22 protein-coding genes are annotated in these 21335 nt (G+C 52.1%); 2 read left to right on the top strand and 20 right to left on the bottom strand.

All coding sequences use genetic code 11. The features are described 5' to 3' along the window. Window positions 1–489: 489 nt before the first annotated feature. From T320_RS09550 to T320_RS09535, 4 genes are read right to left on the bottom strand one after another with little or no spacing between them, the layout of a single operon-like run. Window positions 490–969, bottom strand: coding sequence for an NUDIX hydrolase (locus T320_RS09550; RefSeq protein ID WP_037355295.1), 480 nt, complete (start codon window positions 967–969; stop codon window positions 490–492). An 18-nt stretch (window positions 970–987) separates the two neighbouring features. Beyond that, entirely contained in the window at window positions 988–1809 is an 822-nt protein-coding gene (gene larE, locus T320_RS09545) for an ATP-dependent sacrificial sulfur transferase LarE (RefSeq protein WP_037355285.1), read from the bottom strand. After that, on the bottom strand, window positions 1806–2864 hold the full coding sequence (locus T320_RS09540; protein WP_037355282.1) for an FAD:protein FMN transferase: 1059 nt from the start codon (window positions 2862–2864) through the stop codon (window positions 1806–1808). Before T320_RS09540 ends, larE begins: the two co-directional genes overlap by 4 nt. A 20-nt stretch (window positions 2865–2884) precedes the next feature. Next, window positions 2885–4186 carry a dicarboxylate/amino acid:cation symporter gene (locus tag T320_RS09535; protein ID WP_037355280.1) on the bottom strand — a complete coding sequence of 434 codons (1302 nt, stop codon included), beginning with the start codon at window positions 4184–4186 and terminating at the stop codon, window positions 2885–2887. A gap of 240 nt (window positions 4187–4426) precedes the next feature. On the opposite strand from T320_RS09535, the gene T320_RS09530 reads away from it, so the two are divergent. Beyond that, on the top strand, window positions 4427–4702 hold the full coding sequence (locus T320_RS09530; protein WP_230578426.1) for a hypothetical protein: 276 nt from the start codon (window positions 4427–4429) through the stop codon (window positions 4700–4702). Between the two features lie 97 nt (window positions 4703–4799). Here T320_RS09530 and manZ read toward each other — a convergent pair whose 3' ends face one another. From manZ to T320_RS09490, 8 genes are all read right to left on the bottom strand, one after another. Next, window positions 4800–5624 (bottom strand): PTS mannose transporter subunit IID, encoded by an 825-nt coding sequence (gene manZ / locus T320_RS09525; RefSeq protein ID WP_026759532.1) that lies wholly within the window; start codon window positions 5622–5624, stop codon window positions 4800–4802. A gap of 15 nt (window positions 5625–5639) precedes the next feature. After that, complete coding sequence (locus T320_RS09520) at window positions 5640–6437, bottom strand: PTS mannose/fructose/sorbose transporter subunit IIC (protein ID WP_026759533.1); 798 nt, start codon at window positions 6435–6437, stop codon at window positions 5640–5642. 44 nt (window positions 6438–6481) lie between these two features. Beyond that, complete coding sequence (locus T320_RS09515) at window positions 6482–6973, bottom strand: PTS sugar transporter subunit IIB (RefSeq protein WP_026759534.1); 492 nt, start codon at window positions 6971–6973, stop codon at window positions 6482–6484. A gap of 239 nt (window positions 6974–7212) precedes the next feature. After that, window positions 7213–8679: a 6-phospho-beta-glucosidase gene (locus T320_RS09510; protein ID WP_037355277.1), complete on the bottom strand. Its 1467-nt coding sequence runs from the start codon at window positions 8677–8679 to the stop codon at window positions 7213–7215. A 15-nt stretch (window positions 8680–8694) separates the two neighbouring features. Further along, window positions 8695–9045: a PTS lactose/cellobiose transporter subunit IIA gene (locus tag T320_RS09505; protein ID WP_037355274.1), complete on the bottom strand. Its 351-nt coding sequence runs from the start codon at window positions 9043–9045 to the stop codon at window positions 8695–8697. Window positions 9046–9063: 18 nt separating this feature from the next. Next, window positions 9064–9363 carry a PTS sugar transporter subunit IIB gene (locus tag T320_RS09500; protein WP_026759537.1) on the bottom strand — a complete coding sequence of 100 codons (300 nt, stop codon included), beginning with the start codon at window positions 9361–9363 and terminating at the stop codon, window positions 9064–9066. 22 nt (window positions 9364–9385) lie between these two features. Continuing rightward, entirely contained in the window at window positions 9386–10732 is a 1347-nt protein-coding gene (locus tag T320_RS09495; RefSeq protein ID WP_026759538.1) for a PTS sugar transporter subunit IIC, read from the bottom strand. A gap of 260 nt (window positions 10733–10992) precedes the next feature. Further along, the gene (locus tag T320_RS09490) at window positions 10993–11862 is read right to left on the bottom strand and encodes a MurR/RpiR family transcriptional regulator (protein WP_081351344.1); all 870 of its coding nucleotides are present in this window, start codon (window positions 11860–11862) and stop codon (window positions 10993–10995) included. A 196-nt stretch (window positions 11863–12058) separates the two neighbouring features. Here T320_RS09490 and T320_RS09485 point away from each other — a divergent pair, with 196 nt between their 5' ends. Next, entirely contained in the window at window positions 12059–12391 is a 333-nt protein-coding gene (locus T320_RS09485; RefSeq protein WP_037355270.1) for a PTS lactose/cellobiose transporter subunit IIA, read from the top strand. A 65-nt stretch (window positions 12392–12456) separates the two neighbouring features. Here T320_RS09485 and T320_RS09480 read toward each other — a convergent pair whose 3' ends face one another. The 8 genes from T320_RS09480 to T320_RS09445 all read right to left on the bottom strand — a co-directional run bounded on the left by T320_RS09480 (window position 12457) and on the right by T320_RS09445 (window position 21189). Further along, window positions 12457–12954, bottom strand: a complete 498-nt coding sequence (locus tag T320_RS09480) for an HMA2 domain-containing protein (protein WP_037355268.1) — start codon at window positions 12952–12954, stop codon at window positions 12457–12459. Window positions 12955–12972: 18 nt separating this feature from the next. Further along, the gene (locus tag T320_RS09475) at window positions 12973–15090 is read right to left on the bottom strand and encodes a heavy metal translocating P-type ATPase (protein ID WP_037355266.1); all 2118 of its coding nucleotides are present in this window, start codon (window positions 15088–15090) and stop codon (window positions 12973–12975) included. Continuing rightward, window positions 15087–15743, bottom strand: a complete 657-nt coding sequence (locus tag T320_RS09470) for an HMA2 domain-containing protein (RefSeq protein ID WP_037355264.1) — start codon at window positions 15741–15743, stop codon at window positions 15087–15089. Before T320_RS09470 ends, T320_RS09475 begins: the two co-directional genes overlap by 4 nt. Before the next feature lie 3 nt (window positions 15744–15746). Continuing rightward, the gene (locus T320_RS09465) at window positions 15747–16046 is read right to left on the bottom strand and encodes an HMA2 domain-containing protein (protein WP_026759543.1); all 300 of its coding nucleotides are present in this window, start codon (window positions 16044–16046) and stop codon (window positions 15747–15749) included. Between the two features lie 85 nt (window positions 16047–16131). After that, complete coding sequence (locus tag T320_RS09460) at window positions 16132–16341, bottom strand: hypothetical protein (RefSeq protein WP_014423389.1); 210 nt, start codon at window positions 16339–16341, stop codon at window positions 16132–16134. 249 nt (window positions 16342–16590) lie between these two features. Continuing rightward, complete coding sequence (locus tag T320_RS09455; protein ID WP_037355260.1) at window positions 16591–19647, bottom strand: efflux RND transporter permease subunit; 3057 nt, start codon at window positions 19645–19647, stop codon at window positions 16591–16593. After that, window positions 19647–20720 (bottom strand): efflux RND transporter periplasmic adaptor subunit, encoded by a 1074-nt coding sequence (locus T320_RS09450; protein WP_051608704.1) that lies wholly within the window; start codon window positions 20718–20720, stop codon window positions 19647–19649. Before T320_RS09450 ends, T320_RS09455 begins: the two co-directional genes overlap by 1 nt. Continuing rightward, window positions 20707–21189 (bottom strand): MarR family winged helix-turn-helix transcriptional regulator, encoded by a 483-nt coding sequence (locus tag T320_RS09445; protein ID WP_037355259.1) that lies wholly within the window; start codon window positions 21187–21189, stop codon window positions 20707–20709. The genes T320_RS09450 and T320_RS09445 overlap by 14 nt, the downstream gene beginning before the upstream one ends. Between the last annotated feature and the right edge of the window lie 146 nt (window positions 21190–21335).

Raw genomic sequence — 21335 nt, 5'->3', positions numbered from 1 at the left:
TTTCAGCGTATTTACTTAGCTGTTTTCTACAGGGGCCGGCCTTCACTTCGTTCAGGCAGTCGCTCCTTACAGAAAAATCACTCCCCGTTCGCCCCAAGATACGGTCTATGCTATTGCCACGAACTCGTTGCTCCCGTAACAAGAACATCGATGTACTTGTTGCTTATCGCTGCGAAAATGCCATCTTATACGGACATCGCTTAGGGCGGAGGTGGTGATGCTTTTCGCCATGGAACGGCTGTCCGAACGCAGTGAGGACTGGCCCACAAACGGCACAGCCTAAACACTGAGCTGAACATACGCGCCGCCGGTCTTGCCCGGCGCAGGTAACTAAAAAGCCCATACATCTGCTTGTGGGTCATTTAGTGCAATGGCGAAAAGTATTATCACCTCCGCCCAAACTGAGCTGTAACAAATAAAAATAATCTCGCAATAACATCGATAAACTGCAATTTATATGCAAAAAACAGCCCGTTAAGGCTGTTTTTTTTATTCCAATATATTTTTGCCATCCAAAACGGCTTCTACCAGGGCCTCCCCCACATACCGAAGCTTCAGCGAAAAATGGGGCCGCTGCTCCTCCAGCAGGCGGAAGAAAATCTTATCCCCTTCCCAGAGGGGCAGCTCATAGACCTTTTCCTTGTCTATCCATTCCAGCGTTCCCTCGTTGCACTCGCCGATGTCTCCCTCATAAGCCGAGGCTGTGTAGAGGAACATATATTCGGTCTGCCATCTGTCGGACATAAAGGTGATAATGCCCCGCTGTTTATACTCCGTAAGCGTCAGACCGGTTTCTTCCCGTGCCTCCCGCAGCAGACATTCCTCCGGGGATTCATCCGCCTCGAAATGGCCGCCAATCCCCACCCATTTATCCTTATTGATATCATGCGCCTTTTTTACCCGGTGCATCATCAGATACCGGCCATCCTTTTCAATATAACAAAGGGTGGTCAAATTACTTTTTGGCATGTTCTCGCCTTCCATCCTTCACCGTCTTATGGTTTCGTTCAGGCTTCCCTGACGGTATCCCTGTAAATCCATGGTCACATAGGCAAAGCCCAGTTCCTTTAACTTTTTCACCACATCGTTGCCCAAATCTGCGTCTGCCAAACGGGCCATATCCTCATGAACCAGTTCCAGACGAGCCAGATTTTCGTGACTGCGCACCCGGACATTATGGAAGCCCCGCTCCTGCAGATAGGCTTCGGCCTGTTCTATGCGCTTCAATTTATCAGCCGTTATCTTTTCCCGATAGGGAATGCGGGAGGCCAAGCAGGCCGAGGCGGGCTTTTGCGCGCAGGACAGTCCCAGTTCGGCTGCATAGGCACGAATGTCCGCTTTGGTAAAGCCAGCTTCCTGCAGCGGACTGATGATACCCAGTTCCCGCAGAGCCCTCCGCCCCGGCCGGTAATCATGCCAATCGTCCACATTGCCGCCATCGAGCAGGTGAACAAAACCTGCCTGCCCGGCTAACTTCCGCAGGCGGTTAAAAATCAGCCGCTTGCAGTAATAACAGCGATCCGGCGGATTATTGCGCACATCCTTCATCCGGATTAAGTCCAGTTTTGTCACCTGCTGACGCAGCCCTTCCTGCTCACAAAAAGCCCGGGCCGCAGCAATCTCACTTGCCGGCATCAGCACACTTTCCGCCGTCAGAGCCAATATCTGCTCATTGCTCATAACCTGCTGCGCAGCCTTTAACAGCACCGTCGAATCCACACCTGCAGAAAAAGCTACGGCCACCCGGCCGTAGCTTCTCAGCAGGAAATGAAGTTTATCGACTTTTGCCTGTAAATCCTTGTCCATCATTGTAACTCTCCACTTCCTTGCCAGAATTGAAACTCCTCTGACACTTTTTCCATTTCCGCTGCCATAGTACCCGTTGTCCAAAGCTGATAGCGGCCATCCACCACGGCGCCTTCCACGCCCCGTGGCAGAGTCTGCAAAAAGCGGGTTCCCTGCTCTGGCCCCAGGACAAAAACCGCAGTGGTCAGCAAGTCCGTCAGCATACCGCCATCCGGCACGGAAGCATCCGCCAAAATGGTGACGCTCATGGCACCGGACTGAGCAGGCCGGCCGGTACGGGGGTCGATAATATGGTGATAGCGAACACCGCCGGCCTCAAAGAATCGCTCATAATCCCCGGAGGTAGACAGGGCCGCATCCTGCAGGGACAGCACCGCCATCTTCTGCTGGGCATCATCCTTGCGGGGATGGCGCAGGCCAATTCGCCAGGACTTCCCTTCTTTATTCAGTCCCAGTCCATACATGGAACTGGCGCCCAAATTAATCAGACCGTCCTTAATGCCGTATTTCGCATAAATCTGCCGCACTTCGTCCACAGCAAAGCCCTTGGCAATACCGCCTAAGTCCACCCCCATGCCCTTCTCCTGCAAGCGGGCACTATGAGTTTCTTCATTAAGCTCCAGCTTCTGCCAGCCCACCAGTTTTTGAGCTGCCATCAGCTCCTGCGGAGAAGGCACTTTTGCATGGTCGGTGCCAATCCCCCACAAATCCACCAATGGTTTCGTTGTCACATCAAAAGCCCCGTTGGTTTTTGCTGCATAGGTCTGGGCAAAGGCCAGCATCTTGTAAACCTCCGGATGCAGGCTCACCCAATGGCCGGACCCTGCGTATTGCGCCAGTTTGCACACATCGCTGTCGGGCACATTCGGATTGACCATGCCATCAATATTTTTCAGCCGGGCCATGCTTTCATCAATAGCGGCTTTGGCATCAGCACCATCAGCAGTGAGAGTGACCGCCGTATCCAAAACGATATCGCTTTTTTGCACCTGCTGTTCCCCACAGCCGGCACACAAACACAAGCATACCAGCAGGAGCACCGCATACAGCTTCTTCATGTCAGGCATCTTCCTTCAGCTTATGATTGGATACTCGGGCTGGGTTCCAGTTCCCGAGCCAAATCATGATTTGTCATGGCGCAGACGCTGGCATCTGACCAGACATTCTCCGCTGTCTCTATCATATCAATAATGGTGTAAATAGGCAAGATGACCCCCATCAGGCCGATCGGCGCACCCAGAGAACTCATCAAAGACAGCGTGAGGAAATAGCAGCCCATCGGCACACCAGCATTGCCGATAGCAGCCAGTACGGCGATAAATACCCAAGCAATCATGGTGCCGAGCGTCAGTTCAAAACCGGCATTCTGCATCACAAACAAGGAAGTAACCAGAATGAAGGCTGCACAGCCATTCATGTTGATAGTGGTGCAGATAGGCAGAACAAAGCGGGATACCTTGGGATTTACCTTAAGATTCTGTTCAGCCGTGGCCAGCGTCACCGGCAGGGTTCCGGCAGAGCTTTTGGTAAAGAGCGCCACTGCCACAGCCGGGGACATCTTACGGAACACATCGAGCGGATTAAGCCCCCGCAGCAGCAGGAACAACGGAATGACGATAAACATCTGAATGAGATTGCCGCCCATAACAACGGCTACATACTGACTCAATGCGCCAACGATTACGCCCGCTTCAATCTGGGCAGACAGCTGACCGGCAAAGGCCAGAATCCCCACTGGCAGTGCCCACAAAATGGCGCGAATCAAAGTGAAGAGCAGTTCCTGCAAACCATGCAGGCCCTTCAGCAGCACTTCCCGATTTTCCGTCTTGGGCATAAAGGCCAGCCCCAAACCAACGGAGGCAGCAATCAGCATCACCGACAGTACATTGCCAGCCAGGAACGGCTGTAATACATTATTGGGAATCACCGAAAGAATATGGTCATAGTAGGTGAGCTTGCCTACCTTGTCCATAGGTACAGCAGAAGCTCCGGCCCCTACGATTTCTGCTGGCAGATTGCCCGGTGAAATCCACAGATACAGTCCCAAACCAACCGCAGCAGCCGCCAGCGTAGTCAGGAAGGTATAACTCACCGCATGGGCAAAGATACGGCCGGTTTCCCGCTGGCCGCCCAATGCCGCCAGCGTGGTAATCACTGCCAAAGCGATGGTGGGCACGGCAATAAACTGGAACAGCCGGGTAAACACCGTGGCGATAAAGTTAAACAGTTCATTCAGCGGAGCAATCCCTAAGAAGCCTAAAAAACCGCCTGCAATGAGCGCGCCAAACCATAACACAAGCTGCTTGCGGCTGGCCTTGGGATTGTGGGCCCGCAGGGCTTCTTCCCTGGCCGCTTCCACGGTCTTATTTTTTTCTGCCATAATAATTCCTTCTTTCCATTTGTAAATTAATTATAAAACCTAGTAAATTAGTATGTTAACACTTTAGCACATATTATAAATAAGTCAAGCTAAATCTGTATCTTTTTCTACATTATATACCATTCTCGCAACAAAATAAAATTTGCAAATTATCTGGTAATTGCAGGATAATCCACCACTCAGCGAGAATAGATATGTATAATTACCCTGATTCACCTGCATTGACAAGGATGTGATACGATGAACATGAAACTGCACGGAGACAAGATTGCTTATTTTTTCATTGCCTTTGCGTTATATCTGCTGATTCGGGCCTTTTCAACCCATTTAACCATGCCGCTGACCAACGTACTGCTCTATGTATCCATAGCCTCCTCCCTGCTGGCCAGCAACGTGCCCCGAGTACTGGATATTCCCCTGCACTATGCCTACCCTGTGAAGTGCGTGGAATACTTCACCTTCGGGGTTTCCATCGTCTGCTTTATCGCCTTGTGCTTAAGACATATGTGGATTTGAAATGCAAGCACCTAAAAAGCTCCGCGAAACTCGCGGAGCTTTTTTCGGGAATGAATATAATAATGGAATGTGTATGTAGACTACTACTGGACTTATCTTAGGCGAAAAGACCAACAGCGTAGCCAGCAATGCCAAGGGCGAAGAGGCCCAGGATGATAATCAGCGGATTAACACCTTTCTTTAAGAGGTACATGCAGGCAAAGGTCATGAGCATGGGCACGATGCCAGGCATCAGGCTGTCGAGCAGGCTCTGAACCGTGGTAACGACCTGTTCACCCTGGCTGTTCGTATAGGAGGACAGCACCATGGGCATGTTGACCGTGGTCCATTTTGCTACGAGAGCACCCATAACCAAGAGACCGAGTACGGAGGAACCTTCGGTGAGGTAGCGCATGCGGTTGCCGCCTACTTCGTTTACGAGTTCCGTACCTTTATCATAGCCGTACATTACGCCGTACCAGTTGGTCAGAAGGCGAATGACGTTGAATGCCACGAAGAAAATCAGCGGGCCAACGATGCTGCCCGTCAGAGCAACACCAGCACCGAGAGCTGCAAGAACCGGACGGAGCGTGCCCCAGAAAATCGGGTCACCAACACCAGCCAGAGGACCAATCAGACCTACTTTAACGCCGGACAGGGTGTCCTCACCGATATCGGCGCCGTTAGCCTTCTTTTCTTCCATGGCGGCAATGATACCCATAATCGGGGTTGCCAGGAACGGCTGGGTGTTGAAGAATTCGAGGTGACGTTTCAGAGAACGCTTGTATTCTTCCGGGTCATCTTTGTAGAGCTTCTTGAGTGCCGGAATCAGGGACACGCAGAAGCCGATAGCCTGCATACGCTCGAAGTTGAAGGAGCCGAGCAGGAAGTTGGAACGGATAAAAATCGATACGAGATCGCCTTTAGTGAGCTGTTTTTCCATGAGTCGAACCTCCCCTTACATCAAATCGGAATCATCAATGCTGTCGAGCGGGTCACCAGAGCCGCCAGCAGCTGCGCCATTCAGTTCACGCTGCAGGCCACGGATGTGGAAGTAAGCAGCGATAAGGCCGATAGCACCGAAACCGATGAGGTTGACGTTGGTGAACACAGCGATGAGGAAACCGAGGAAGAAGTACGGCATGAGGGACTTGGCGTTCATCATGTTGATAACCATTGCATAACCTACAACTACGATGAAACCACCGGATACCTGCAGACCGCGAGTGATAACTTCCGGAATGGAAGCCAGCATAGCGTTAACGGTGTCCGTACCAGCAACAGCAGCAACGACAGCAGCCGGAACAGCTACGCGGATACCCTGCAGCAGCAGACCGCCGATATGGCACATTTCAATGCCGAAAGCATTGCCTTCGAGAGCGAATTTATCAGCCAGATGCTGGAAGAATACGGTAATCGTACGAACGAAGATGGTGAGAACCTGACCAGCAGCGGCAAGAGGTACGGCAAGCGCGATACCAGCGCCGATGGACTGATGACCAACGATTACAAGGATTGCAGATACTACAGAAGCCAGAGCCGCATCCGGTGCCATAGCTGCACCAACGTTCATCCAGCCCAGAGCCAGCATTTCCAGAGTACCACCTAAGATAATACCGGTTGTCATATCACCTAATACAAGACCGACCAACGTGCAGGCCACCAGCGGACGATGGAACTGTGCTTCGTCGAGCACACTCCCCATACCGGCAATGGCTGCCACAACGATGAGCAAAATAAATTGTACACTCGTCATAATTTCATTTCCCCCTAACGAATTCTCTAAGATTCCCTAACGAATCATGCAAGACCTTTTGCCTTCAAAGCCGACATCAAATCCCCTTTCGGCTCGCTGGCAAGTTTGCGGATTTCCACTTCGATGCCCATTTCCTGCAGTTCGAGCAGTGCTTTGACATCATCCGGATTTACCGCTACAGCGCTGGAAATCAGCGTATCGCCGTCTTTGTAAGTCATGCCGCCCAGGTTTACGGACTTGAAGGGAATACCGCCCTTCACTGCACGAACCACATCAGCCGGCTTCGTGAACAGGAACAAGGTCTTAAATGCATCATACTTCGGATTCTTATAAGCTTCGCAGGCCTTCTCCACAGGCACAACGTAAGCTTTAATTCCCGGCGGCGCAACCTGCAGCAAGAGTTTCTTGCGCATGTCATCCTTAGCTACTTCATCACTGCAGCACATGATGCGGTTGCAGCCCGTAACCTTGGTCCAAACTGTTGCCACCTGACCATGAATCAGACGGTCATCAATACGGCAAAATGCGATTTCCATAATTCATTCCCCTTTCGGAATTTCCCCTGCACGATTTTCCCCAATCGGTGCAAGATAGTTAAGCTTTGTTTTTTTCTGACAATAAGAATTATAATATCAAACTCGACCAAAGTCAGCTGAACTCTGTCACAACTTCATAAATAATCGTATGACATTTGTCATATTTTCATAATAAAAAAGACTGCTGCACTTGTTAACGTGCAGCAGTCTGTACTCACTAAGGGATATTTTCAATTCGCTTAAAAGGAGGCTGCTTTGGGCAGTTCCTCTTCATCAAGGCTGAGGTCTTCGCCATTGCTCTCAATGACCTTCTTGTACCAGTAGAAGGATTTCTTGCGGGCACGATTGAGGGTGCCGTTGCCTTCGTTGTCCTTGTCCACATAGATAAAGCCATAGCGTTTCTCCATTTCGCCGGTACCGGCAGATACCAGGTCAATGGGGCCCCAGGGGCAGTAGCCCATAAGGTCTACACCGTCATCTTCCACAGCCTTCTTCATCTCAGCGATATGGGCCTGGAAGTAGGCAATGCGGGCATCATCTTCGATAAGACCGTCAGCGTTGGGCGTCTCATGGAGGCCAATGCCGTTTTCCACAATCATCAGCGGCAGTTCATAGCGCTCCTGCAGAACATTCAGCATATAGCGCAGTCCAACAGGGTCAATGGGCCAACCCCAATCGGATTCCTCGATATAGGGGTTCTTGACCCCGTCGAAGAAACCGCCCTGCAGATTCTTCTTGCGGCTGTCCACAGATGTGGTCGCATGGCTCATGTAGTAGCTGAACGCGTAGTAGTCCACGGTGCCTTCTGACAGAATGTCAAAATCGCCATCTTCCATCTCAATCTGATAGCCCTTGCGCTCCCATTCCTTCAGCACATAGTTGGGGTAATGGCCTCGCACCTGTACGTCGCCGAAGAAGAAGCTCTTGTCCATTTCCTTCAAAGCTGCTATCTGATCCATAGGACGGCAGGTTTCCGGATAGACCGGCGTCATGGCCAGCATGCAGCCAATCTGAAAGTCCGGGTTAATCTTATGTCCTTCGATAACGGCCTTGGCCGAAGCCACGAACTCATGGTGTGCCACCTGATACATGACAGCCTTCTTGTCCTCGCCCTTCTTATAGAGCACGCCGCTGTTGGTGAAGGCGGTGAATGGCACATTCAGCTCCCGCTGATTGTTGATTTCGTTGAAGGTCATCCAATACTTAACCTTGTGCTTATAGCGTTCAAAGCAGACGGTGGCAAAGCGGACGAAGAAATCCACCAGCTTGCGGTTCCGCCAGCCGCCGTACTCGGTGACCAGATGATAAGGCATTTCAAAATGCGACAGGGTGATGACTGGCTCCATGCCATACTTGTGCATTTCGTCAAAGAGGTCATCATAGAACTTCAGGCCCTCTTCGTTAGGCTCCGTCTCATCCCCATTTGGGAAAATACGAGTCCAGGCGATGGATGTGCGGAAGCACTTGAAGCCCATCTCGGCCAGCAGCGCAATATCTTCTTTATAGCGATGGTAGAATTCAATACCCTCATGGTTGGGATAGTTCTTGCCAGGAAGCACGCCCGGGGTGATTTCACGGGGTACCCCATGACGGCCCGCGGTCATGACATCGGCTACACTTATGCCCTTGCCGCCTTCCTGCCAGCCGCCTTCGAGCTGATGAGCAGCTACTGCGCCGCCCCATAAAAAACCTTTCGAAAAACTCATATTGTATCTCCTTCGTCAAGCCACTTTAGCAGCAGCTTTGTTCTGCGCTTCGAGCTTAGCAATCTTCTTGTGAACCTCAATGAACTCCTGGGCAATGGTCTTAAACGCCTCGGCGCTCATCAGCTGGTCCTCGGCATGGAGAATCAGCAGCGACAATGTGCTGCCGGGGCCGCCCTCGGCTTCCTGCTGCAAGAGGCCTGCATGAGCGTTGTGTCCCTCCACGAACACTTCGTCCCCCTCTTTAATCAGGGATTCTGCCTCTGCAAAGTTTCCTTCCTTGGCCTGCTGAATGGCCTCAATATAGGAACTGCGGGCCGTGCCTACAGAAGAGATAATCTGAAATGCAGTGAGTTCTAAACCTTCCATTTACGCATCCTCCCCTGCTCAAGCAATCAGCTTTTTAGCTGCTTCCAACACGCCCTTGCCATCCATGCGGCCATAGAGCTTCATGTCGATGGCTTCCACGGGAATGCCCGGGCAGGCAGACTGCACTTTGGCCTTGGCAAAACGCACCTGGGGGCCAAGCAGAATCACATCGGCATCGGAAGCCTTGTCCTTTGCTTCAGCAGTGGGATAAGCGGCAATTTCACATTCAAAACTCTCAGATGCAGCCGCTTCCTGCATTTTCTTGACCAGCATGCTGGTGGACATACCTGCGGCACAGAGAAGAATGATTTTTTTCATAATTATGCACTCCTTTTATATCTCAATGGTTCAGTACGGGCGTACCCTCTTCTTCATGTTCATGTTCCTCAGCTTCGCTCTGCTCTTCCTTATAGAAAGCATTATCCTGCGCCTTCACAAAGGGGAAGTAAATGGCAGTAGCTGCAGCTAGGCCTGCAATCTGTACGACTGCCCCCTGCCAGCCATTCATGAGGAAACCGGCAATGATGGGCGGCGTAGTCCAGGGCACCTGGATAGCGCTAAAGGGAGCCATAAAGCCAACGGCAATGGCACCATAGGCAATCAGCATAACAGCCAGCTGCGCCAGGCAGAACGGAACAATCATGTACGGATTGAACACGATGGGAAGACCGAAGATGATGGGTTCGTTGATGTTGAAGAGACCGGGGACCGTGCCCAGGCGGGTGATGGTTTTCATCTGCTGGGAACGTGCCACCAAATAGCTGGCAATCAAGAGGCCGAAGGTTGCACCGCAGCCACCGGGTTTCATCAACGTATCGGTAATCTGAATGGTGAGGATATGTGCATCCGGGTTACCCAAGAGGCTCATACCAGCATCGAGGATTTTCTGGTTGTCCAGAGAGTTGGCAATCATCAGCGGATTGAGAATGCCGCCGACCACGTTGGGGCCATGAATACCGGCCCAGAAGAGAACGGTCATCAGCATGGAGAATACCGTGCCGCCCACGATGGTATCCGAAAGACCCTGCAGCGGCGTCTGAATTACCGCGAAGATAAGTTCCGGCAAAGTCGTATTGCCGATGAAGTGGCAAAGACCGAATACAACCGCAGCGGTCGTAAAGAGGATGACGCCAGGAGTCAGAGCCTCAAAGGCGCGGGCCACACCGCCGGGAACTGCAGCCGGCATCTTGATGCCAATGTGGTTCTTCTCACACCAGCAGCAGACAACGGAAGTGAAGAAGGCCACCATAATGGCCGTGATAACACCGTTACTGCCGGCCCAAAGTTTTGGCATGACGTTTTCCGCCAGAGCGCCGCCGTCCACAGCAACGCTGGCAGGCATGATGATGACGAACATGGCCAGAGCCAGGATGGAAGCCATAATAGCGTCACAGCCTTCAGCCTCTACATATTTGTAGGTGATGGCCAGAACCGCGATAAATCCTAAGATATTAAAGGTACCACCAGCTACGGCATTCAGCGGGTCCGTCCAATGTGGGCCGAACATGCTGGCCATCAGCTCGGGATAACCCGGGATAGGCAGATTTGCAATCAACAGGAACAAGGAGCCGCAAATGGTGAAAGGGGTGGTCATGATAAAACCGTCCCGCAAGGCGGCTACCGCTTTGTACTCGGCGAAGCGAGCCATGAATTCGACAAACTTATCGAACATCTCTTGTTTCGTCATGAGGTAAAGCCTCTCTTTCTCAAATGAACTAATCCTAAAGTTAAAAATATGATTTCCTGTATCCCCTGCGCGCGTTGGAACTGTTCTTCACATTTCCCGGGGATTTTCCTCCTTGGTACGTTCCTAATATAGCATGGTAATTCCATCTGTTCAAGAGATTCAGACAGTTCTGGAATGTCGTTTCAAAAGAAATAAAAAAATCCGAAACAAGATTAAACAATGTTTCGGAAAATGTTTTCTATATTGTTTTCATCGTACTTTTACCAGAGCCTGTCCTTGGCATCAGAACGGCCGATTGCGCCTTCGTAAAGGTCGTAGAATTCCTCAATCGCCTGAAAATGCTTGGACAGAATGATGCCCACCAGCACGTCCATGTAGTAGCGCACCCCCACGCTGAAGATATTGCCGCCGCAGTCCAAATATTCCAAAGTATTGGCCACGTAGAGAAATTCATCACAGATGCGGGAAAGGGGCGTATCCTTGTTGCAAGTCAGCAGCGCCGTGGGTACATGGCACTCCCGCAGAATTTTCGCCGTGCGCAGGAGGCGCTTGTTCTCCCCGGAACGGCTGATGAGAATGGCGAAGTGATTCTTATCCGAAATCAACGCCTGAGAAAACTGACTGTTCATGGAGTTATGCGCTACAGCCGTCTGCTTCACCTGCAGCAGGTTGTAAACGGCGGTTTCCGCTAGCGAATAGTTCTGGTCATAGGCATAGATGTCAATGACAGCCGCCTTTTCCATAAGATTGGCTATGCGTTCGAGCTGCGCCATATCCATCTCGTTCTTTGTTTCCTCGATGGCCTCTATCTCAATGGCTGCCATCTTCCGCACAATATCCCTTACGGAATCCTTATCCGTGATGGGACGGCTGATCATGGCCGAAATGTCATGGTCAGCCGAGGAACGGCTCATCTCGCTCATAAAACGTATCTTAAACTCATTGTAACCTTTGAGCCCCAGCTTCTGGCAAAGCCGGAACACGGCTGCGGGGCTGGTGAAGGTACGATCTGCCAGTTCCCGGATGGAAATGGTCGCAATTTCCTGCGGATTTTTCGTGATATAGTCAATGACGGATTGTTCCGTAGGCGAGAAACGCTCCGCCTCCTGCATGGCTTTTAATAGTCGCATGGGGCCTCCTTAGTCTGCTTACTGAACACCTTGAACACAAAAATATTATAACGCTATCAAATTAATTTTTCTATAGAATTTTCCACCACCAAAGAATGTATACAGGCAGGATTTTCTCAGTCAAACGCTAATAATGTATAGAGGATGATAGCAAAAATGCCGTCATCGCCAACAAGAGGAAAGGTGGTTTTTATCTGTGGAAGATTTAGAACTGATTGCGTTTAAGATTATTTCCGGTGTGGGGGCCGCCCGCAGCTCCTATATCGAAGCCATTCAGGCCGCCAAAGCCGGTGACTATGACCGGGCGGAAAAGCTCATCGCCCAGGGCGATGAAAGTTTCGTCGAGGGCCATGATGCCCATACGGGGCTTTTAACCCGTGAAGCCAGCGAAGGTCAGGGCAGCAGCGTCACCCTGCTGATTCTCCACGCTGAGGACCAGCTCATGAGTGCCGAGGCCTTCAAAATCATTGCCCAGGAATTTATCGCAGCCCATAAACGCATTGACCAGTTGGAAGCAAAATTAAAATAATATGACGTAAAATAGCCCCCTGGCACATTTCCATCTGCCAGGGGGCTTGCTTTATGTCATTCGGGTTACAGCCGTGCTGCCGCCAATTCTGCAATCTTATCTTCCAGTACGGCAAGTTTCGGCTTTTGCCGAAGCTGTGCTATATCATAGGTGATAAGCAGGGAACCGGTCAGCGGATTGATAGCGGCAGTCTGCACGCCTGTGAAGGATTTTACATATTCCTCTAGGGGCTGCCGCCATTCGGGATAAGCTGCCAGCAGACTGCTGCGCAGGCGCACACGGCCCGGCACATAGGAATCCACCTGAAAGCTGTTCACCAGCACCTGCACGGGCGTGAACTGCGCATGAATATCCGCTTTGGCCGTCAGGCAGCAGTTTTTGAGTCTGCCCGCATCAGCCTGCATCTTCTTATGATGCTGCCAGCCATGCCAGAAGGACAGGGCCGCCCAGACAACACCGAAGCCGGCGTGAAGATTCTTGCCGGCGAACAGGGTTGCCAGCGTGCCCACCGAAGCCACCGTCATGGGCAGGCCCAAGGGTAAATTTTTCCAGTCGTTCTGCATGATTATCCCCCTTTTCTATCAGGCTGCCCGGCGGTTGCTGCGGGCAAAGAAACCAGACTTATTGCTGTTCAAAATACGGCAGCTGTTAAGCACGACAGCCAACGTTGCCGTATTGTGAATCACGGCCGCCCAAAGCGGGCTGATTTTGCCCAAAGCGCCTAAAAGCATAGCCGAGGAATTGACCAGAATGGTGGCCATGAAGTTCTGATGCACCAAATCCATGGTGCGGCGCCCTAGCTGCAGGGTTTCAATCAAACGTTCCGGGTCTTCGGAGTGAATGGTCACAGCCGAGGATTCGGCGGCGATATCCGTCTGCCGCCCGCCTAAGGACACACCCACATCGGAGAAGGCCAGGGCCGGCGCATCGTTGATACCATCACCGACCATCATGACCGTGCCCCGCTGTTTGAGCTTGTTGACATAATGGCTCTTATCCTCCGGCAGGATTTCCGCATGGTAGGAGTCGATATCCATGTTATGGGCCACTTCGGCGGCTACGGCCTTGCTGTCGCCCGTGAGCATGACGATTTCATCCACACCATGACGGCGCATCTGATTCAGCGTCTTTTTCATCTTCGGACGGATGGGGTCTTCGATGCCGATAACGCCAATAAGCTCCTTATCACGGGCTACATAGAGAAGATTCTTGAAGGCCAGGCCATCCGCCAGCCCCTGCGTATCTTCAATGCCGTTTTCCCGCAGGAATTTCAAGCTGCCGACACGAATGAGGCCGCCCTTATACCCTTCAAAGTCAGGCACCTTGGCCTGCATGCCGCGGGCCACAATGGTCTTGGAAGATGTATGCTGCGGAGAAGTCCATTCCTGCGCCTCCACGTATTTCTGAATAGCTACTGCCAGCGGATGAACAGAATGCTGCTCGGCAGAAGATGCCAGCAGAATCATTTCCTTTTCCTCTACGCCCTTGGCGGTTTTGACAAAGGCAATCTGCGGAATGCCCACGGTGAGCGTACCCGTCTTATCGAGTACGACCGTATCGGTTTCGGCCAGGGCTTCGATATAGTTGCCGCCCTTGACGAGGATACCGCGCTTGGCCGCCGCACCGATAGCCGCCGACATGGCCGTAGCCGTAGACAGCTTGAGCCCGCAGGAGAAGTCGATAAACAGGAGGTTCAGCACGCGCTGCCAATCGCGGGTAGCACCATAAACAATACCTGCGCCGATAAAGGAAACCGGCACGAGGAAATTGGCCATCTTGTCGGCAAAGTTCTGCACGGGTGCCTTGCGGTTCTGGGCTTCTTCCACCAGATGGACGATATGGGCAAGGCTCGTGTCCTTACCGACCTTTTCGACCTTGATAACCAGTTCACCGGCCTCAACCACGCTGCCGGCATAAACAGGCGAATCCGTATGCTTCATGGCAGGGTTGGATTCACCAGTAATGGAGGCCTGATTGACTGCGGCATCGCCGCTGATTACCCGGCCATCCACAACGATTTTTTCACCGGTATGAGCCGCAATAGTATCGCCGACCTTGACCTGTTCCACAGGAACTTTGCGCTCGACCTCACCTTCCACCAGCCATACATAACGCTGGTCAAGAGAAAGCAGGCCCGAGATATGCGTGCGGGCTTTTTCAGCCGCATAGCTTGTGAGCATTTCCGCACCATTGGAAAGCGCCAACAGCGTCAGGCTGGATTCGGGCTTGCCCGCCAGCACTGAGGCGATAACGGCCGTAGCCGTCAGGGTATCGGCATTGGGCTGATGGTCTTTGACCACACCGCTCACGCCGTTTTGGATAAACTTCCGGGCAATGCCCAGCACCAGCAGGCTGCGCAAAATCTTGCTGCCCACAAAAAGCTGCGGCGAAGTGCGCTTTAAGACTTCCATCGCCGCAAAGCCCGCCAGAGAAATCACGGCATCCCGGCGGTATTCGGCCAGCCGTTCAGAGGGCGTAATCGCCGCTTCCTGCAAACGTTTTACGGTTTCAATCAGCATTTTTTGGATTTCCTGCAGCTGATAAGCCGTCATCTGTCGTTTATACCAAATATGCACCTTGCGTTCATCCACCGTCACCGCAATAATATTGCGGTTGCGGCGGATTTTAGCGGCAAGCTTGGCCCGTTCTTCACGGTTCAGCGCCGCCTGCAGGTGAAAATAACAATTTCCGTACATCATACGGTACGCCACCCTCTCATTAAGGTCACGGCCCACCATAGCATCTGCGAGCCTGACGGGTACTGCTTGGTAAGCATCATCTTTCTAAGACCGCGAAGCAGGAACAATAACGAAGCCAACGAGCTCATATCGAACCAGCCACAGGTATGGTCCTTAATCCACTGGCTGAACGCCCGCGCCGTATTGCGAATGCTGCGCGTGATGCTGCCTGCATGGGCTTCAGAGCTTGCCATAGCCGCCATCTTGCCAAAGCCATGGCTGATTTTAGCGGCCACTCCGCCGAAGAACTTGCGTTCCAGCCACTGTGCCAGCTGTTCGACATCGGCCTCATAGGCCTCATCGAATACCAGCAGGATGCTGCCGCTGACAGGATTTGCCTGTACGCTTTTCACATAATTGAGCTTAACGAGCTGTTCTTCCAAAAGTTTTGCCAGTTCCGGCGAAAGCTTGCTCACGCGATAACGGCGGCGTCCAGGCAGGCTCGACACCAGCTTAAAGGACGGCGCCGGGCAGACTGCTGCTGCCACCGTGCGCTTTACCTTGCGCAAAGGCATGGCTGCGCTACCCATCTTAGGTGCACCGCCACCTGCTACCATCTGGCGAATGCTCTTGCCAATAGCCGCCCCCATCATAAAACCTGATACATAAGACATTCGTTATTTCCTCCTCGCATGCGTCATAATATACTCCTCCACCTTGCGCAGTTCTGCGTTGCGGCGAAGTCTTTCCGGCTCATAAAGGATTAATATGGAACCCGATGTGGTGTTGGTCTGCACACTGTCAATCTCGCCAAAAGCCAACAGCTGACTTTCGACTTCTGCTGCCAAACCGGCATTGCCAATGAGATTATTGCTATACAAACGCACCCGTCCGGGCAGATAGGACGAGATATCCACAGAACGGATAAATAAATCCAACTTATTGGTGGGGATTTGGATGTTTCCCAGCAAACTCAAAACAATTTCCTCCCTGTTGACAAGAAAAGACTGCCGCAAACGTCAAGAGCGGCAGTCTCCTTTCTCGTCAAAAACGATTTATAACTTATTTAGCCTTTTTCGCTTCCTGAGCTGCGATCAAATCTTCGAGCTCTTCCTTCTGGCGCTGCAGTTCAGCAACCGGAAGTTCAGCAGCGGGAGCAGCCTGCTGCATAGCAGCCAGCTGAGCTTCACGCTCCTGCATGAAACGATAGCCAAAAATACCAGCAACAGCACCTACAGCCAGACCAATCCAAAAATCAGTTTTCTGGAACATCGAATCCATCCTCCTTAACATAAAACAACATATAAACAGGGATTATCCCCGCCTATTTCTTTATTGGGCATCCTGTTTCCCCATTCTGCCATTGGAGAACAAAATCGATAATGTAGAAATATTATCAATTTCAAGCTAAATCATAGCAGAATTGAGATTTTTTGTCAATGCAGGAATTCCCCTCTACACCTTATTATAAAAGGCATAAAGGGGAATTGTCAATTAATTCTATACAATCAATAGTAATTATTAATCACACTTGTCCTCACTGGGTACCCTATAGGCTACAGCATACATGGTTGGCAGCACCAAAAGCGTCAGGATTGTAGCCACCAACAGGCCGCTGGCAATGGCTACTGCCATAGGCCCCCAGAATTTGCTGACCATCAATGGCAGCATACCTAAGATAGCCGCAGCCGCCGTCAGCATAATGGGACGGAAACGGAGAATGGCCGAATCCACCACTGCATCATAGGGGCTTTCTCCTTCGGCAAGGTGTTTCTTTATCTGGTCGATAAGGATTACCGAGTTGCGGATAATCATGCCGAAAAGTGCCAGGATTCCCAGTTCAGCCACAAAGCCCATGGCCGAGTCTGTCAGAAGCATGCCCCAGACCACGCCGATAAGTCCCAAGGGAGCCGTCAGCAGGGTCAGCAGCATCTGTTTGCCACTGTCTAACTGGAACATCAAGAGGGTCATGATGACAAAGAGCATGGCCGGCACAGGCGCCAACAAATGCTGGGATGCCGTGTGGCTGTCCTCCAAGGCTCCGGCAGGTTCAATGCTGCAGCCGAAGGGCAAATCCTCCCGCAGCTCGCGCGTAGCCTCATAGGCCTTTTTCGTGGCATCATTGGCGGTACCGCTATGAACTTCGGCCTGCACCGTCACCGTCGGCATCAGATTGCGCCGCTTCACCAGGCCATCTTCTGCGCCATAGGAAATCTTGGCAATCTGTTCCAGCGGCACATAACCGGCACTGCCCAAATAGACGGGCAGGCTGCCCAATTTGCCCAAATCTTCCCGGTCGGCTACAGAAAGCCGCAGGGTGATGTCCAGTGTTCTGTCGCCATTGTAGAACTGTGCCGCCTTAGCACCAGTGACCTCAGTGTAAATCATCTGCTTCACCGCCTGGGCGCTCAAGCCCAAACTTTTGAGCTTATCCTGGTCGAGCTCCAGTTTCACCACTTTGCTCTTGGCGTTCCAGTCCAGATGTACATTGTAGTTGTTGCTGTCAGCAGCCACAATCTGTTCCACCTTGTGGGCGATAGTTTTGGCCTGCTCGGGGCTGTATCCACGCACCCGCAGCATCACCGGATAATCCGTCGGCGGCCCGGTCTGAATATACTGCAGCTTGGCCCGTACATCCGAAAAATCCTCGTTAAAGGCCTGCTGCAAGTCTTTGGCCAATGCCTCACGTGCCTTGACATCCTTGGTCACAATCACAAAGTTGGTGACATTATCCGCATCTGCCTTGGGGTCAACCGTCAGCACGAAGCGGGGAGCATACCGTCCTACATAGTAGGAATAATGTTCCAGCAAATCCTCATGCTGCTGGAGGAATTGCGACATGCGGTCAGCCACCTGCTGAGAAGCCTCCATGGAAGCTCCGTCCGGCAGTTTCAGTTCCATCAGCACTTCCGGCCGTGTAGAAGTCGGGAAAAATTCCTGCCGGATATGCGGCATCATCACCAGCGACAGGACAAAGAGTACCACCGTACCCACCAGCACCAACCGGCGATGACTCAGGAAGAAGCACAGTACCTTACGGAACTCCACATAAAACCGGCTCTGATAGGGATTGATTTCCCCAGCGGAATCCACCTTAGGCTTCGCCTTAATCATATAGGTACCCAGAAGCGGAGCCACCATAACCGACACAATCCAGGAAAGCACCAGAGCTATGCCGATAACCGGAAACAAGGCACTGCAGAATTCGCTGGCCATGCCCTCAGAAAAGGCCACGGGAATAAAACCGGCACAGGTAATCAGCGTACCGGTGAGCATGGGCTTGGCTGTGGCCTTAAAGGCGAAGCAGGCCGCATCAAAACGATTCATCCCTGCTTCCAGCTTCACGCTCATCATTTCCACGGCGATAATGGCATCATCTACCAGAAGGCCCAATGCGATAATCAAAGCACCCAGAGACACCTTATGGAAATCAATGCCCAGAATATACATGCAGATAAAGACGCCGCAGAGCACGAGCGGTATGCAGCAGGCTACAACCATGCCGGTGCGCCATCCCAGAGACAGGAAACTTACGGCCAGTACGATGACAATAGCTTCGAGCAGTGTCTTAATAAACTCGTTGATGGAATCACGCACCACTTCTGACTGATTCGCCACCTGCTGGATTTCCACGCCAGCAGGCACTTCTGCCTGTATAGCCGTTATCTGTTTTTTGAGGTTGTCGCCCAAATCCAGAATATTGCCGCCGTCCTCCATGGACACAGCAATACCAATGGCAGGCTGGCCGTTAAAAAACATCTTGTTTCCCGCGGGGTCACTGGCCTTACGGGTTACCTTGGCGATATCCCCCAGTCGGAAGTTGCGGCCGCCCGCGCTGATAGGCGTTTCGGCAATGGCGTTTACATCTTCATACTGACCGGACAGGCGCAGATAGACATTGGACGAATCCGTGTCCACCATAGCTGCTGCCGTCATTTCATTCTGTGTCTTTAAGGCATTTGAAATCACCTGCGGACTGATTCCCAGCTCCGAGAGCTTCATGGTATCCAGTTCCACATAGATTTTTTCCTTCTGCTCGCCAATCAGCTCCACCTTCTGGACGCTGGGCACATTCAGCAGCATGCGGCGGGTCTTTTCTGCGTACTGGCGCAGTTCCTCGTAACTGTAGCCTTCGCCGGTCACGGCATAGATGGTGCCGAACACATCATCAAAACGGTCGTTGTAATAAGGGCCATAGACACCTTCCGGCAAATCCTTCCTGATGTCCTCGCAGAAATTGCGCACATCGCGCCAGGTGGGGCGGATATCGTCCTTGGCAATGGCATCATCCAATTCCACATAGATAACGGTCTGCCCCGCGCGGTTTTCACTCTTGATATTCTTCAAGTGCGGCGTATCCTGCAGGCGCTTCTCCAGCTTGTCTGTAACCTGCTCCTCCATCTCCTGAGCCGTAGCTCCGGGCCAGGCCGCCGTCACCACCATCTGACGAATGGTGAAGTTCGGGTCCTCCATACGCCCCAGCTGAAAGTAGGACAGGACACCGCCAATGGCGGTGACGATGATAAAATACCACACCAAGGTGCGGTTCTTTAAGCTGACTTCCGTAAGATTCCGCATCAGTCCGCCTCCGTCCGTACCGTCTGCCCCTCGTGCAGCTTATGGACACCAGCCGTAACAATCAAATCCGTGGCATTGAGGCCCGTAACGAGCACCTTGTCATCCCCCAGATTTTCTACGGTTACAGCCTTTGCCGTGAGCTTGTTATCTTCGTCCACTACCCAGACCTGCGGCGTATCCCCATCCTGGAAAATAGCGGCCAGCGGAAGTACTGCGCCTTCCGCCCCAGCATTATCGGCTCCCTTAATGGAGACGTTAGCTGTCATGCCCAGCTGCATACCCTCCGGAGGTTCCGGAATGGCCACCCGGACTTTATAGGTGCGGGCAGTTGGATCCGCCATGGGCGAAATCTCCCGGATAGTGCCATCAGCCCGGCCCTTTAACGCCCAGAAATTCACCGAAACCGGCATGCCCAGAGTCAGTTCACTGACCTTGTTTTCCGGCACAGAGATTTCCACTTCCATTTCGCCGGTCTGTACCAGTGTCAGCACTGTCTGCCCGGCGGCCACAACCTGGCCTTCCTCTGCCGAGATAGAGGACACTACGCCGTTAGCCCCGGCGGTAAGGTTGGTATATCCCAAAGAGTTATGCCCCTGCTTCTGCTGCGCCAATGCACTTCTATAGGCCGCAAACGCCGCATCATAATTCGTCTGATACTGGTCAAGCGTGGCACGGGATATCGCATTTTCCTGATAGAGCTGGGTATAGCGCTCCAGATTCTTCTCCGCTAACGAGAGCTGCGCCCTTGCTGAAGCCAGCTGAGCATCGCCCTGATTGGCCTGCTGTACCACATCACGGGCATCGATGACCATAAGTACATCCCCGGCCCGTACCCGGCTGCCGGCCTGTACGTTCCGGGCCAGAATCTGTCCCCCTACCTGAAAGGACATATTGGTTTCATGACGCCCCTTCACCGTACCGGAATAGCTGCCACTTTCCGCACTTGCGCCCAAACCTGCCTGCTGGGTCTTAACCAGCATCGGCTTATCCTGGGTCACTTCTTTATGCCCGCAGCCGCTGAACAGAACTGTCACCGCCAGCAGAGCTGCCGCGCCAAACTTAAAGTTTATCACGAACAGCGCCCCCTGTCGGCAAATGCTTGGCCAGTTCCACCAAGTCCGCATCACAGGCTCTGTCCACCAACTTATGGAAACCGTTGAACAGCTCCTTGATTTCCTTCTTATCCATATCTGCCACCAGATAATCCACCCAGCCCTGAATGACATTGCGCAGATATTCATGCTGCTGACGGCCGTAATCCGTCAGATAGATATGGCGGATACGCCGGTCATTGGTATCGGCTTCCCGATAGATAAAGCCCTTGTCCACCAAAAGGTTAATCGTGCGCGTCACGACCGCCTTATCGAGATAAAGCATGGCCGCCAGCTCATCCTGTTTGGCCCCTTCATGGTCAAAAATGCGAATCAGCATGATATACTCAGAAAAAGTTAAACCGAACTTCTGGCAGGCTTCCACCACAAACAGCTGTGAACGGCGGTGCAGAATGGAAAACCAGCGCCCCCAATTTACGTATTCATCCATCAAAATTCCTCCTCAGCAAAATCCAATTTTATCGCAAAATAAACTGTATAACTGTAAGTTGATTACATCAAACAATTTTACTCTAATGACCGCCAAAAGTCAACATTCATGGCGCTTTTCTGACAATTCCCACAGGATATTATCGT

Origin of the sequence: Selenomonas sp. FC4001 (genome assembly GCF_000701565.1) — a bacterium.
In the GTDB taxonomy this organism is placed as follows: Bacteria; Bacillota; Negativicutes; order Selenomonadales; family Selenomonadaceae; genus Selenomonas_A; species Selenomonas_A ruminantium_B.
The sequence above is the reverse complement of the archived record's forward strand: the minus strand, read 5'-3'. Positions and strand labels throughout refer to the sequence as shown.

What these genes read in the sequence shown, in the direction of transcription:
- T320_RS09510 (WP_037355277.1), bottom strand. Translation starts at nt 8,679, where the DNA reads ATGAGTTTTTCGAAAGGTTTTTTATGGGGCGGCGCAGTAGCTGCTCAT.
- T320_RS09495 (WP_026759538.1), bottom strand. Translation starts at nt 10,732, where the DNA reads ATGACGAAACAAGAGATGTTCGATAAGTTTGTCGAATTCATGGCTCGC.
- T320_RS09540 (WP_037355282.1), bottom strand. Translation starts at nt 2,864, where the DNA reads ATGAAGAAGCTGTATGCGGTGCTCCTGCTGGTATGCTTGTGTTTGTGT.
- T320_RS09520 (WP_026759533.1), bottom strand. Translation starts at nt 6,437, where the DNA reads ATGACGAGTGTACAATTTATTTTGCTCATCGTTGTGGCAGCCATTGCC.
- T320_RS09530 (WP_230578426.1), top strand. Translation starts at nt 4,427, where the DNA reads ATGAACATGAAACTGCACGGAGACAAGATTGCTTATTTTTTCATTGCC.
- T320_RS09490 (WP_081351344.1), bottom strand. Translation starts at nt 11,862, where the DNA reads ATGCGACTATTAAAAGCCATGCAGGAGGCGGAGCGTTTCTCGCCTACG.
- T320_RS09550 (WP_037355295.1), bottom strand. Translation starts at nt 969, where the DNA reads ATGCCAAAAAGTAATTTGACCACCCTTTGTTATATTGAAAAGGATGGC.
- larE (WP_037355285.1), bottom strand. Translation starts at nt 1,809, where the DNA reads ATGATGGACAAGGATTTACAGGCAAAAGTCGATAAACTTCATTTCCTG.
- T320_RS09515 (WP_026759534.1), bottom strand. Translation starts at nt 6,973, where the DNA reads ATGGAAATCGCATTTTGCCGTATTGATGACCGTCTGATTCATGGTCAG.
- manZ (WP_026759532.1), bottom strand. Translation starts at nt 5,624, where the DNA reads ATGGAAAAACAGCTCACTAAAGGCGATCTCGTATCGATTTTTATCCGT.
- T320_RS09535 (WP_037355280.1), bottom strand. Translation starts at nt 4,186, where the DNA reads ATGGCAGAAAAAAATAAGACCGTGGAAGCGGCCAGGGAAGAAGCCCTG.
- T320_RS09500 (WP_026759537.1), bottom strand. Translation starts at nt 9,363, where the DNA reads ATGAAAAAAATCATTCTTCTCTGTGCCGCAGGTATGTCCACCAGCATG.
- T320_RS09475 (WP_037355266.1), bottom strand. Translation starts at nt 15,090, where the DNA reads ATGATGTACGGAAATTGTTATTTTCACCTGCAGGCGGCGCTGAACCGT.
- T320_RS09470 (WP_037355264.1), bottom strand. Translation starts at nt 15,743, where the DNA reads ATGTCTTATGTATCAGGTTTTATGATGGGGGCGGCTATTGGCAAGAGC.
- T320_RS09445 (WP_037355259.1), bottom strand. Translation starts at nt 21,189, where the DNA reads ATGGATGAATACGTAAATTGGGGGCGCTGGTTTTCCATTCTGCACCGC.
- T320_RS09460 (WP_014423389.1), bottom strand. Translation starts at nt 16,341, where the DNA reads ATGTTCCAGAAAACTGATTTTTGGATTGGTCTGGCTGTAGGTGCTGTT.
- T320_RS09480 (WP_037355268.1), bottom strand. Translation starts at nt 12,954, where the DNA reads ATGCAGAACGACTGGAAAAATTTACCCTTGGGCCTGCCCATGACGGTG.
- T320_RS09505 (WP_037355274.1), bottom strand. Translation starts at nt 9,045, where the DNA reads ATGGAAGGTTTAGAACTCACTGCATTTCAGATTATCTCTTCTGTAGGC.
- T320_RS09455 (WP_037355260.1), bottom strand. Translation starts at nt 19,647, where the DNA reads ATGCGGAATCTTACGGAAGTCAGCTTAAAGAACCGCACCTTGGTGTGG.